The sequence below is a fragment of the Streptomyces sp. NPDC001373 genome (assembly GCF_042895815.1).
In the GTDB taxonomy this organism is placed as follows: Bacteria; Actinomycetota; Actinomycetes; order Streptomycetales; family Streptomycetaceae; genus Streptomyces.
In genome coordinates, this window is sequence record NZ_JBIAWQ010000042.1 from 1 (window position 1) to 13,029 (window position 13,029).

8 protein-coding genes and 1 pseudogene are annotated in these 13,029 nt (G+C 69.3%); 2 read left to right on the forward strand and 7 right to left on the reverse strand.

The features are described 5' to 3' along the window. Window positions 1-35: 35 nt before the first annotated feature. Window positions 36-791: pseudogene (locus ACFY15_RS36305) on the forward strand (hypothetical protein); the annotation flags it as partial. 1,316 nt (window positions 792-2,107) lie between these two features. On the opposite strand, the gene ACFY15_RS36310 reads toward ACFY15_RS36305, so the two are convergent. The 5 genes from ACFY15_RS36310 to ACFY15_RS36330 form a co-directional block, all read right to left on the reverse strand. After that, entirely contained in the window at window positions 2,108-2,731 is a 624-nt protein-coding gene (locus tag ACFY15_RS36310; RefSeq protein ID WP_390827016.1) for a hypothetical protein, read from the reverse strand. Window positions 2,732-3,230: 499 nt separating this feature from the next. Continuing rightward, entirely contained in the window at window positions 3,231-4,787 is a 1,557-nt protein-coding gene (locus tag ACFY15_RS36315) for an IclR family transcriptional regulator C-terminal domain-containing protein (RefSeq protein WP_390827017.1), read from the reverse strand. Between the two features lie 134 nt (window positions 4,788-4,921). Next, window positions 4,922-5,242 (reverse strand): hypothetical protein, encoded by a 321-nt coding sequence (locus ACFY15_RS36320; protein WP_390827018.1) that lies wholly within the window; start codon window positions 5,240-5,242, stop codon window positions 4,922-4,924. Window positions 5,243-5,575: 333 nt separating this feature from the next. Continuing rightward, window positions 5,576-5,884 (reverse strand): hypothetical protein, encoded by a 309-nt coding sequence (locus tag ACFY15_RS36325; RefSeq protein ID WP_390827019.1) that lies wholly within the window; start codon window positions 5,882-5,884, stop codon window positions 5,576-5,578. Between the two features lie 328 nt (window positions 5,885-6,212). Continuing rightward, window positions 6,213-6,440, reverse strand: a complete 228-nt coding sequence (locus ACFY15_RS36330; protein ID WP_390827020.1) for a hypothetical protein — start codon at window positions 6,438-6,440, stop codon at window positions 6,213-6,215. 27 nt (window positions 6,441-6,467) lie between these two features. On the opposite strand from ACFY15_RS36330, the gene ACFY15_RS36335 reads away from it, so the two are divergent. Then, window positions 6,468-6,752 carry a hypothetical protein gene (locus ACFY15_RS36335; protein WP_390827021.1) on the forward strand — a complete coding sequence of 95 codons (285 nt, stop codon included), beginning with the start codon at window positions 6,468-6,470 and terminating at the stop codon, window positions 6,750-6,752. A gap of 435 nt (window positions 6,753-7,187) precedes the next feature. On the opposite strand, the gene ACFY15_RS36340 is transcribed toward ACFY15_RS36335, so the two are convergent. Both ACFY15_RS36340 and ACFY15_RS36345 read right to left on the reverse strand, forming a co-directional pair. Next, window positions 7,188-8,495, reverse strand: coding sequence for a hypothetical protein (locus ACFY15_RS36340; protein WP_390827022.1), 1,308 nt, complete (start codon window positions 8,493-8,495; stop codon window positions 7,188-7,190). Then, a complete protein-coding gene (locus tag ACFY15_RS36345) occupies window positions 8,492-12,901 on the reverse strand; it encodes a ricin-type beta-trefoil lectin domain protein (RefSeq protein ID WP_390827023.1) in 4,410 nt (1,469 codons plus the stop codon). Before ACFY15_RS36345 ends, ACFY15_RS36340 begins: the two co-directional genes overlap by 4 nt. Between the last annotated feature and the right edge of the window lie 128 nt (window positions 12,902-13,029).

The following is a 13,029-nucleotide window of genomic DNA, read 5'->3' on the forward strand; positions in this document are numbered from 1 at the left end:
TCTCAGCATGAACATGCCCAGCGGATGTCCGGCATGGCGATCAGTACCACGATCGAGCGATCACGAACCGAGGAAGATCGGACTTAACGTCCTCTGAGAACATCGCCGTCGTCACACTGGCGGACAAGAACGGCGGATCGTACGCCTCCAGCCCCTCGACCACCTACGCCATCGACCTCGCCACCCGCAGGGTGCTCTGGACGCAGGAGACGTTCAAGGCCGCCGTCGTCACAGGCGGCGTCGTGGCAGGGACGAAGCGGAAGTTGGCCTCCGACGACTACAGCATCCCCACGGCCTACGATCTGTCCACAGGCGCCGAGCGATGGCACGACACGGAGTACTTCGACATCGGCCTGCGATCGGCGGGACCGGATCTGTTCTACCTGGACGCCCGTGAGAAGGGCAGCGGGAAGGCCCGCCGGCGCCTGGTCGACGTGCGAACCGGTGAAACGCGGCAGGATGACGTGCCGTCCGCAGCCCGCTGCCGGCATGACGGCGCGGGCGCGGTTGTCTGCTGGGGCCGAGAGCGGGTCACGGGCGTCGACGCCAAGACCGGGGCGACCCTGTGGCAGCTTCCCGACGAGAAGGCCGGCCGCATCGCACCGAGGGTCACCTCGGTGTGGCACGGCAGGGTCTACGGCAAGACACCCGACGGCACCGTCACCCTGGACTCCCGCACCGGCGCGGACCTGCCCACACCGCCCGGCATCGCACCGGACCTCGTCAACGCCTACACAGGCGTCGCCATCACGGAATCCGGCGGACTGATGGCCTACCAGAGCGCCAGCTGAACCCTGCGGCGCCCAGGGCGGCCTTGACAGGGCGCTGGCTGTCGCCGCCGTCGTGGAGCTGGCCCTGGACGCCGCGGACGACTGCGGCTCGCGGCCGCTTTCCGGCTGGAGAGGTCTCCTCGGGCGAGCGGACCATCGCTCTCGTTGATTCCCACCTGCGGACCCCGGCCAGGGGGGCTCTGCCCCCCTGGACCCCCCGCCAGCGCCTGGATGCGCTGGACCATCCCTGGAGGGGCCGCATTAGCGGCATCCCCTCCAGACCTCCCCTTCGCTCCCAGTCACGGTCCTGCGCTTCGCGCACCCCTCGGGCGCAGGGCGCCCTCAGTGGACCGCGCCTTCGAAGACAGGGGCGCTGCTCACGGCTGTGGTGACGGAATCGAGGCTGAGCAGGTGATGCGCTGCGGGTTGACCGTGGCTGGGGCGTGGGTGCTGTGGTTCTGGGTAGCTCGGTGGGGTCACAGTCTGAGCTCTTCCGCAGGCTCGAACCACTGGGGTGCTGCGGCTGGTGACAGAGTTCTTACCGTCACCCCAAACGGTCCGCCGGTCGAACCGGCGGACCGTCACGAAACTTCGGGGCTAGCGCCAGACCATGAGGTAGTACAAAGCACCGTAGGGTGCGCAGTACGACGGGTGGCTCGCTGGCCCTGGGTTCGCACGCCTGGCCGCGTCGCATGAGGAAAGGGTGAAGAACCAGTCCTCATATACATATGCCGATGCCTTGGCCGGACCCTGGGCAGATGTCGGGGTGTTGGCCGACTGCGCGGCGAGCTGAGGCTGAACAGCATGAGCGGGAACGGTGATGGCGCCCATAGCTAGAACGGCCCCCAGGGCCGATCCCGTGAGGATATGACGGATGCGCATGATGGCTCCTCTCTGACGAAGCTCAGATCCCTTCAGGGCTGTCGCATTACACAGAGTGATGGACCGTACCGTGCAAGAGTGGCACTGGTGGCGTGCGCAGACCAGAGCAATTCAGGACGTCTGCCACTGGGCGTGGCGCCCGTCGCGCGAAGCAGCGAGGGTAACATCCATCCGTCACGGAGCTGTACCCGTTGACCTGCGGAGAGCCGCCTACTTTGCACCTGGTGTCAGAGGTAGGAGTCCGGGGCCTATAAGGGGACGGACCTGGCGGCGGGCAGCATCGGCCGGACGTCGCCCGCGCCGCCGGGGCGCCGTTCCAAGTTCACCTATGGCGTGGCTTCGCCTGCGCCGGCGGGCAGCAGCTCCTCGTCGAGGTCGCGGTGGACTGCCTGGACGCGGGCAGGTCCGGCCGGCGGGGCTGACGTCCGTTCACCGTACCGACTTGGTCCTGGTGCTCAGCCTCGGCCTGCGGCCTTGCGGGCGGCCTTGTCGGCCCTGGCCATGGCCAGGGCGGCCTGATAGGTGGCCTCGGCTGAGGAGAACGCGGGACGCTCCATGCGCTGCTGGATCTCTTCCTGCTGTTCCTGGTGGACGTGCTCGGGCTCGCGGGTCCAGTCCCGGACCTGGGGCTGGGGCTGCTCGAACCGGTGCAGGCCCCAGCGTTCGCGCCGGTCGGCTCGCTCGGTCCGGCGCTCCTCGGCCAGGGCGGCCTCGCGGAGAGCCTGCTCCTGGCGCTCCTGCTCGATCCGGGCCCTGATCCGGAAAATCTGGGTGGAGGTGAGATTGTCCCATGCCTCGACGTGGGAGGCCGCCCTGACGTCGCGGCGGCGTCCGTAGCCGTGGGCGTTCTTCCGGGAATTGATGAGCCGCCACAGACGCCACGCGGCCAGGCGGCCCATGTTCTCGGCCTGGAAGGTGACCCTGCCCCACTGGTCCCGCCGGACGATGTTGCTGGTCAGCAGCTCGACGAGCTCGGACTCCGTGGCCCGGCGCAGGGCGATGACGACGGTGTGGTGCAGGTCAGACCACACATCTCCCGTGATCGACCGGCTGAGCTCCTCCGGGGTGCCGGTGGGCAAAAACACCACCCCACGGCCGAGTTGAACCCTCCAGGAGTGCCACACGCGGCGCATGACCCTCCTGGCCACGTCGCCAGGGTCGTCTCCGAACACCTGGCCGGTCCGCTTTCCAGGCGCCGCCGAAGGCGTCGTTTTTGCTGTTTCCATCTTTTCCGACCAGCTTGACCCACTACTAGGGGTCCCAGTAGTATCCGCCGAAAAAACAACGAAGTAGCCCTTGACCTGTGGTGATATTGATCAGAAACTCATGGGGTTCTCGTCGAGGGCGTAGCGGACGTGTGGGCCGCCGAAGTAGCCGCGGACGATGTGCGGCTGGCGCTGGCGTCGGCGGATAGAGGCTGCTCGCTTCTCGGAGGCCGTTGAGATCTGCGGGACAGATCCAGGAGTGGGGCCCCAGTGCGGAGATCTGCTGATGGGTAGGGCCGCCCCGATCGGGCGGCCCTACCCATGCCGTCGGCAGAGCACCACCTTCACCCTGTGGCTGCAGTCGGTCAGCCGGTTAGGGGAGTGCGCGACGTTGTTGGCTGTCGGCGTTGTTGGTGGGGGTGGCTGGTGGGTTGTCGTCGGTGAGGAGGTGGGCGAGGAGGAGGCCGGTGGCGCGCTGGCTGAGTTGTTGGGCGGCGGGGATCAGGCGGGTGTGGTCGCGGGCCGGGAGTGACAAGGCGATGCTGGAGGCCCGGCCGGGCAGCCCGAGGGAGAACGCGACGCACACCTCCCTGTTGGAGTACTCCAGGAGGTCGAACTGCGCGGCGTGCGGTCCGGGCTCGTCGAGGGCTTCGATCAGGGCGCGCCGGCTGGTGATGGTGCGGTCGGTGAGCGGGACCGAGGGGTAGCGGCTGAGGTGGTCCATGCGGGAGTCGAAGTCGAGCTGGGCTAGGAGGCTCTTGCCGACGGCGCTGGCGTGCGCGGTGTCGGTGAAGGGGGCCCATTCGTCGACGGGCGGAGCGGTGGGGCTGTGGGCGGAAACTCTCACCTCGATCTCTCCGTGAGCGTACGTGCTGACATAGACGGCCGCGCCCAGGTCGTCGCGCAGCTGCTCCAGGGCGCGCTCGAGCATCCGCTTGCCGGGATCGGGGCGGGTGACGAGGTCCATCACTGGGCCGGTGAAGTAGGCGCCTGCGACGGTTTCGACGAGGCGCTGGTCACGCAGCCAGTCCAGGAGACGCACCGTGGCGGTCAGGGACAGTCCGGCCTTGTGGGCGAGGGTGCGGCTGTCGATACCGCTGCCGGCGCTGATCAGGTGCAGCAGGTCGCGGGCGCGCTGGGTGGTCTGCCATTTCTCCGGAACACGGGCGAGGGTGCTGCGCTGGCGGGCCAGGTCGTTCAGGACCGCCGGGCGCAGCGCGTCCGCCGACCACCACGGCTCCGCCGAGTCGTGCCCGCTGCCGTCGGGTTCGGCGGCGTGCCGCAGGAGGCGGACTGCCGCGGCGACGTCGGGCTGCAGGTCTGGCAATGGCAGACGCAGCACATCCTCGGGCAGAGCGGCCAGGTGCTTGCGCTGTGCTTCCTCCACCGGCGAAGGAACGTTGTCGGCCGGGCTGTACTGGGGGACCTGCGGGGCCTGCACCAGGAACAACCGCGGCTGGTCGTCGCCGGGCTCGCCGCGAACGGCCACAGGCCGGAGCGGGCCGCGCCCAGCAGCCGGGCCCCCTGTGCCCTGCCTGTCCTGCCGGGTGGGGGAGGCGTCGGCGTCCGGGTGCAGGACGTGTTCGGGCACGCCGAGTCCCCTGCGGACCTCCTCGAAGAACTCCGTGTCCTCGCACCTGTCCGTCTCGGGGACGTGTCGGCGGTGTGCCATCCCGGCCAGTAGCCGGGCGGCATCACCGTGTCCGTGTCGGGCCGTCTCGGCCACCAGGAACCGGGCCTCGTCCGCCCAGTCGGCCCCGGCCCGCAGGGTCGCGGCCGCCATCCGGAACATCGCTCCCGGGTGCCCCGCGGCAGCTGCTTCGCCCAGCCAGTCCGCGGCCACCGCGAGCTCCCCGCGCCGCAGCGCCTTCGACCCCAGCACATACAGGGAGTTCGCCCGCTCCCACCCGTCCCGATCCAGCCCATACATCCCGGCCAACGGTCCGAAGTCACCTCCAGGACGATCCCAGACGTCCGGCCCGCTCTTCTCCGCGTTCAGTTCCACCAGATCGGCCGACGCCGCAACGGCGCGGCTGTCGTCATTGTTCAAACGGCTCACCACCGTCACCTGTCCTTCTTCCAGCGTCCTGATGCTTTCCGGTGCCCATCGCGAATGAACGCCCCCAGCGCACCCCGCAGCTCCACCACGGCGTTGTGCCGCTCCCGGTGGAGCCGGTCCGCACGTATGCCGAGCGCGGCCGCGATCTCGATGTCGTCCAGGCCCTGGCTCTGAAGCCGGACCACCTGCCGCCGCTTCGACGGCGGCAACGCCTCGATAGCAGGAAGGACCAGGTCCTGTAGCGGGTCCACGTCCCCGACCGCCACTTGCTCCGGTGGCGGAGCCACGGAGACAGCGGTCTCGACCTGGTCACCGGCCAGCTCCACCCGCGCATCCGCCGTCAGCTGGTTCAGCGCCAGATTCCACGCCGCCTTCCGCAGGTACGCCGACAGTCACCTTGTCGTCGAGCAGACCCTCCCGCAGCCGCACCGTCACGTTGAACACCGCCTGCGCCACAACGTCCTGGCACGCCTCCAACGACAGCTTCCCGCCGGTCTTCCCCCTCAAGACCGGCGGCTCCGACTTCTCGAACAGGTCCAACTCGGACTGGGCCCACCCGGACCCTCCACCGTCCCCACCCTGATCCGACGTGCCGGCCTCCACCGCGGCCAGGGGCATGCCCGCGCGCGGGCGGGGCTGCTTCCTCGGTGACTTGTCTGCTACCACGGCGCGCGCTCCTTGGCCGAGGGCCCCGACGGGGCGGACTGTGGGGCAGCCAGCAGCACCTCGACCAGGACCGTCCCCGCCTGGCCGGCCACTGCCACCCGCACCTCGCAGGGCCCGGACACCGCGATCCGCACCGCAACCGGCCCGGCGGCCGCCACCGGCAGCGCGATGGCCGGGGCGGCATCATGGGCAGGCAGCGCCGCCGTCCGGGACTGCCAGCCCCGGTACAGGTTCATCAGGGCGGCCACCACGGCGGCCACCGCGCCCACAGCCGGGGGGATCCCGGTCCAGTCGTCGGGCATCTGAAGTCGTTCTCCATCTGGATCGGCACGGGCACGGATCGGGCCCACACCTCCCAGACAGCCGACCCACCCCACTTCTCCCTCGACCACCCCCTGAATCACCCATTCGAGTGGTTACAACCAGACGGCAGGACAGGCCGGCGGACTCGATGCCTGCCACGCACGTTGTGCGTGTGAGGCTGATTGCGGCAGTGTCCCGGGCTGCGACCGCCGAGCCCGGCAGTCGGCCATCGCCGCCGGGCTCGGGCACGAAACGTGCTCGCGATCCGTGTCTCGCGTCGCGCTCGAGGGCAGCCTCCTGATGGAGCGCGGGCACGCGTACGCACGGCTATGTCGGCTCGGCGTGCGTGGTCCGCTTCAGGGCCATGCGGGCCTTCACCCGGTCTTCGCCCTCGAGGGACTTCCACCAGGTGTGATCGACGACGGCGGTGGCCAGGCGCAGCAGCCGCCGATTCAGGCGAGCGAGCGCGGCTTTCTGCTCGGTGGTGTATCCGGGGCTGTCGGGGACGTTGCCGCGGTGGCTGTAGCGGTGGTCGGAGGCGGCCCAGCCCTTCATCGGTTCGGCGGACCAGGGGAGCTCGGAGTGCAGCTGCAGGTGGACGGCACGGACGCGGTGGAGCTGGCGTACGTGCCGCCGACGGACTGGCAGCCGATCAGGAAGCGGCCCCGGAAGCCGAAGTCCATCAAGGCGAAGAAGGCGGAGCTGGCCAAGCAGCGCAAGAGGCTCAAGGCGGCGGGAGTCCGACGGTTCTACGGCGCCCAGTCGCCCCGGCTCCGGCCCCGGCAGAACCGCATCGGCAGCGCCGCCGCCCGCCGCGATGCCCGCGCCCTGTCCCGGATGCGGCACTCGAACGCCTGGCTGTGGTGACGAGGCCGGGCACCATCCACCGAGTAGACCGCCCGGAGCCGACACCGGGTGGATCCCATCGGGTGGGCTCCACTCAGTGGACTCCACCCACACGGTGGATCACGCGGTGGAGTCCACCGCGGTGTGCCCCCGATTGGCTCTAACGCCTTGTTCCGGCCCCACTCTTCCGGTCTGAGGTGGCGCCATTGAGAGGAATAGGGTGCTGTCGAAACGGCTTGCGGTGGCCCCGGGTTCCGGTCTGCTCTGGCCCCGCTCGCGGGCTCTATCGGAGGAGGAAGGGCGGGTCGGCCGTCTGGATGTAGTGGCCGAGGAGTTCGGTCTTCAGACTTTCCAGCGCACCCAGCCGGCTACGGGAGGGCTACCCACAGTGCGAAAGGGCGAGCGCCCCTCCGGCGGGAGGGGCGCTCTGGATGTGTACTGGTTCAGGCGGGTGGGTCAGGTGCGCTGCACCAAGTGGTGGACTGTGAAGAGGAGGTGGTGCTCGCCGTAGTGGAAACGGCCGGCGAGGCTTTCGTAGCGGGCATATTGCTCCTCGGTGAGGGGCAGTCCCAGAATCGACACGATGCGCAGGAACAGGCGGAACCCGAGGTCGGGGTCGACCCGGACGACGACCTGCTCCAGTGCCTCCATCACCTTGGAGCCTTCCAGGGGGTGGAACGCGGGGCTGATCACCGTGCTCACGGCGAACGGAGCCACTTCGCGGATTTCGCGCAGCACCTCGTCACCGCCACCGGCCGGGGTCGGCTTCGCCGGGACGTAGGCGGGTGCCGTCGCGGACAGGTTGTCCTCGCACCAGTCGGCGACCTGCTGCAGCCACTCCCGACCGCCGATACCGAGCCGGTCGATGTTGTAGCCCCGGTCCGTCGCGGCCAGCCACAACAGGGTGATCGCGTCGTCTGACAGGCCAGAATCAAGGACCCGGTGGGTGTCCTCCAGGACAACAGCCGCCTCGGAGCCTGGAGGGCGCTCATACCCGTCGCCCACCAGCGCCTGCTCGACGGCCTGGCCGGGGGTGCGGTGGTCCCAACCGGCAGTGAACAGCCCGGCGAGCCGGGAGAGCCCGAAGTCACCATGGAGCCGCCACCGGCTGGCGCTGACCGCCGGCCAGAGGATGTCGAGACCGTCGTGGACGACGGCCGCCGGGAAGCCGAACTGCCCGCCCAGTTCCTGCAGGCGGAGGTAACCCTCATACGGGACGGGCACCGAATGGGCCTTGAGCGCCCGGAGGAACAGCCGCATGCCGAGGTCGCCATCCGCGCCGGTCACCACCTGCTCCAGGGCGTCGATCAGGTCCGGCAGTGCCGAGGCATCGGCCAGGGCCGGTGCCATGGCCCGGAGTTCCACCACGACGGCCCGGCACAGTACCGCGTCCCGCACCGGCCGCACGGGCGGCGGCACGTAAGAGCGCTTCTCCTGGCGAAGCCGTGCCGTGGACACGTCCGAGACCTGCTCCAGCCAGGCACGACAGCTCATGCCGTGGCCGCCCGGGTCGAAGGCGCGCCCAGTAGAGGACAGCCACACCGTGGAGAGGACGTGTTCCGGTAGGTCGGACACCAGCAACCGGCGGGCGTCCTCACCCAGCTCGACGGCTCCCTCACCCTCGAACCAGTCGGCGATCTCTGCGGCGCACAGGGCGGCATCCAGATCTGTCCTGGAGTCGGCGAGGGCGAGGCCTTCGGCCAGGGCTGTCAGTCCGAAATCCGAGCCGTAGAGCTCGTAGTACGCGGAACGTTCCCGGATCATGGGGCCACCCCCGTGGGAAATGCGGTCATGATGGCGAACCCACCTCGTCCCTGCCCGCTGTGACCCTGCACCTTCATCAGCTTCAACCTAACTTCGTTACCGGCGTTGGTGATCGTCACGCCGTCGGGGTGGTACGTCTTCCCCAGGGACTCGTAGGCCGTCCAGCGGCCGCTGATGTCCAGGACCACTTCCCCGTCCCGCGCTCTGGCGACCTTCTGCTGGAACGCCTTCCATGCCTCCTTGTCGAAGACCCGCTGGCCGTTCTTCACCGTCGTGAAGTGGTCCGCGAGAACGCGGTCGATGGCCTGCTGGGCGATGTCCTGGCTGGTCCACACGGTATTCGGCACGCCCTTGCGCTGGGCGATCCTGAACGCTTCGGCCGGATCCGGGAGTACGTGCTCCTTGAGACCGTGCATCTCGCCCGAGTCCCTGTACTTCCGGAGATTCGGCAGCAGTTCGTCGTTGAGGTTGACGCAGTTGTGCACGAGCACGTCCGGCGCCTGTGAGCCTTCGGCGCGGACGTAGAAGGAGTGCAGGCCGTCGACCGTGAGGTCGAAGACCTGCTGAGATGCCGCATCGGTATCGCTGCGTACCCCTGCCACCGTGACCTGCGTTCCGCCGGGTCGGAGCAGCCGGTCTCCCGGACGCAGTTCCGAGGCCAGGATCCATCCGCGCTTCGCGGCGTGGATCTTGTGGCCCGGGGTGGTGTCCAGGCTGCTGCCGTCCGCCAGGCTGATGGTGACCAGCCGGTCGGCCGTGTGCCGGAAGGTATCGGTGACCGGCTCGGAGCGGACGGTCCCGGTGGCCGGGTCGCCGGCCAGTACCGCGTCACCCACCCGCAGTGAGCCGATCGGGCGATGTGACCCGTCGGCCATGAGGACGCGTGTGTCGGCCGGGAAACTGTTCTTCTTGCAGGAGGTGAAGACGGCCTCGGCCATGTTCGCCTCGTACTCGATGGCTGCCAGGGCTTCCGGATTGAGCCTCAGCGACCGCAGCCCGCGCAGGGCGTCGGCGATGCCGATTCCGGTCCGCATGGCGGCGTCGAGTGCGGTGATGCCTTCGGCGATGGGCCTGAGGATCTTCCCCGAGAACAGCAGGGCGACGTCCACGGCTGCCCAGGCGCATCCGCCCCAGCTTCCGTTCTCGCCGCCGGGGGCGATCTTCTGAGCGCACTTGATCCAGCTTCCGAAGAGGATGTCCACCGGGTCGACGCTGGCCTGGTACTCGGCCATGGTGATGGTGTGGGTGATCTCCTGCGACAGCTCGTCCGTCGGATACTGACCCAGATACACCGTGTCATCCGGCGGGCATGTGCCCTTCTTCGGATCCAGGACCTCTGCGGTGCACAGGTACAGGTCGAGGTACGCCTTGTACCGGATCTTGACGGTCATCGTGCAGTCGCCCCTGTAGAAGAGCTTGTTGAACCAGCCTTCGCAGCCGTCCGTCTTCTTGAGGGTCTCGGGCTTGCCGATGTTTTCGGTGTGGTCGACGACGTAGAACATCTTGCCGATGGAGCCGCCCGATCCGTCGGGGACGGTGCCGGTGCCGATCTGCTGCGCCTTCGCGGCTTTCTCGGCCCTGTCGGCTGATTCCTGGGCTTCCTTGGCGTATTTGTCGGCGTCTTTTGCCGCCTGTTCGGCCTCGGTGGCCGCGGTGTTGGCGCGGTCGGCTGCCGAGCGGGCGGCCGTGGCGTCCTTTTCTGCCTGGGCTGCCGCGTTGCGGGCGGCGGTGGCGTCGAGTGCCGCCTGGTCGGCGGAGCCGCGGGCCTCCTTCGCGTAGCCCTCGGACCGGCCGGCCGCCTCGCCGGCGGCGACGGCGTCCGCTGTGGCCTGACGGCCGTACTCGGTGGTGCGGGCCAGCGACGCCGCGGCCAGGGATGCCGAGCCGGCGGCCTCGGCCGAGTAGCCGAGGGCTTCCTTGGCGTAGCCGCGGGCCTCGGAGGCGTATCCGGCCGCATTGGCCGAGTGCTGGTAGGCGGCCTTCGTGTCTGCCTGCGCCGTATCCGCCAGCGCCTTGGCGGAGGCGGCTTCCTCCTGGGCGTTCTTGGCATGTGCCTCGGCGATGGCCTTCTGCTGCTCGGCGATCGTCTTGGAGGCCTGCCCGGTCAGCACGATCAGCGTCGCCGTCGAGTCCGTGGTCACGTACGGCGAGCCGAGTTGGATCGCGTCGTTCGCCGGTCGGGCGACCTGGGAGGCCGACTTTCCGGCATCGACCGCGGCCTGCGCGGTGACGTAGGCGAAACCGGCGGCCTTGGCCGACGCAGCCCGCGCCTTGACCGCTTCCTGGCTTGCCTGGTCCGCCTGGGTCTTGGCGGTCTTTGCCTTGCCGTCCGCCTCATTCGCCCGCGCGACGGCGCTGCGTGCCTCCGACGCCGCGTTCTGTGAGGCCGCGATCGCGTCTGCGGCCGCGCTGGTCGCGGTCTTCACTGCGGCATCCGCCTTAAGTTTCGCGGCCTGCGCGGCGTCCGCGTCCGCGCGCGACCGCTTCGCGGCCGACTCCGCGCGGGTGGCCGCGGAGTCCGCGTCCGCGGCGGCCTTCGTCGCCGCGTCCGCCTCCCCGCGCGCCTTGCTGGCTGCTGTCTCGGCGTCCTTGGCGTGCTGGTCGGCCTGGGTGGCCGCGGTGCGAGCCGCGTCCGCCTCCGTACCGGCATCGAGCGACGCGGCATAGGTGGTTTTTGCGTCGGCCTTGGCCCGCTCGGTCTGTGCCCTCTGCTCCGCGTCCCACGCGTCGTCCCGCTTGGCCTTGGCTTCATCGCGTGCCTTGACCGCCCCGTTCCTGCTCTCGACCGCGGTGGCCTCGGACGCCTCGGCCTTGGTTCTGGCGTTCTGCGCCTTCGTCGCCTCCGCCTGCGCGTTCTCTCGATGCTGCGCCGCCTCACCCTGCTTGGCGGCTGCGGTCCCCTTCTCCTTCTTCGCTGTGGCCTCCTGCGCCTCGGCTGCCAGGCGCTTGGCCCGGGCGTCAGCAGCGGCGGCCTTGGCGTCGGCCTCCGCCTTCACCGCGTCGCCGAGCCTGGCCTTCGCCGTCTCGGCTTCCTTCTTCGCGTTGTCCCGATGGGCCTTGGCCGCCTCCGATGCGGCCTTCGCCTGGAGCTCAGCCGTGTGCGCTGCTTCCCTGCGGAACTCGGCCTTGGCCTGCGCGGCTTGCGCCAGAGCACGCTGGGCGATGGTCTCGCTGTCCGCGCCGGAGGCCCGGGTGGCTGCCTCTGCGGTCTCGCCGGCCTTCACCATCGCGTCCAGTGCAGCGACAGCGCCCTTGGTGACCTGTGCCTTCTGCTGGCCGACCAGCAGACCACGGCCCCGCGGAGCACCGCTCGCGTCCGCGATCGTGTAGGCGGCCTGTGTAGCGGTGTCGGTGGTCGTCGCGGCCTTCTTCGCCGCCACGGCTTGGGCCCTGAGGACGTCGAGCTGCTGCTTCGCGCCTGCCTGGGCCCCGGTGACGGCTGCCTTGGCCTTGGTGAACTCACTCTGCGCCGGAACGGCTCCGTTGCCGGAGGGCTTCACGTCGAACTGCTGCGGGCCGGTGCCATTGCACTCCCACAGCCATGCGTCGTACCCCGGGTCGTACGTGTGCAGGTCCAGGCACTTGCCCGTACCGACGTTCTTCAGGCTCGTGGTGGCACGCAGGTTGTACTCCCACGTCTGCGCCGGGGAGCTGTTGCACGTCCAGATCTGGATCCGAGTGCCGTTCGCCGCATCGTTGTTCGACACGTCCAGGCACTTGTAGGAGTTGAGGTTCCGCAAGTGCAGGCCGTAGTCGTCACCGAAGATCTGCCACTTCTGCGCCGCCGTGCCGTTGCACGTCCATATCTGGACCGCGGTGCCGTCGTTCGTACCACTGTTTTCGACATCGAGGCACTTGCCGTTGGCGGCATGTACCTCGATAACGGTCGGCTTGTCACCGACGGCGCCGGGGCCGCCGGGGGACCAGTAGTCCTGCCAGCGGGTCGCGTGGTCGGCGACCCACGAGTTTCCCAGCATCTCGCCCAGAGCTCTCGCCCCCGCCGTAAGGGCCGCGCTCGCCTCGGCATTCGCGGTGAGGATCTGGTTGCGCTGCGTCTGCTGGGAGGCGATCTCCTGCTGCCACTCGCCGACGGCGGTGGTGGTGATCCCGTCGAGCACCTTGTTCGGGTCGATCGGGTCGCGCCACGCGCAGCCGGCGAACCGGGCCTTCAGGTCCTCGACCGCGAGGCGATACTCCGCCGTCCCCGGCTCCGGCGCAGTGCGGGGGAATCCGCCCGACGCCATGAACAGGCGGGCGTTGTCCGCGCCCATCGGCTCCAGAGACCATTCCGTCAGGCGCTTGAAGGCCGCCCGCTCCGCCAGATCCCGGTTCCAGTTGACCCCGGACGACTGGGGATCGGGATCCTTCCCGTAGAGGGGGGTTCCCAAATTCTTGACCGCTCCCATGGCCTGCTCGTTGGCCTTGGGGGTGGGGTCCTGGTATTGATCCGAAACGGTTTGGGTTCTGGGTCGTTGGTGGGGTGTGAGCGATCTGGTGGGGGACGCGCGGCATCTGTCGCCGTCGGCGCAGGAGG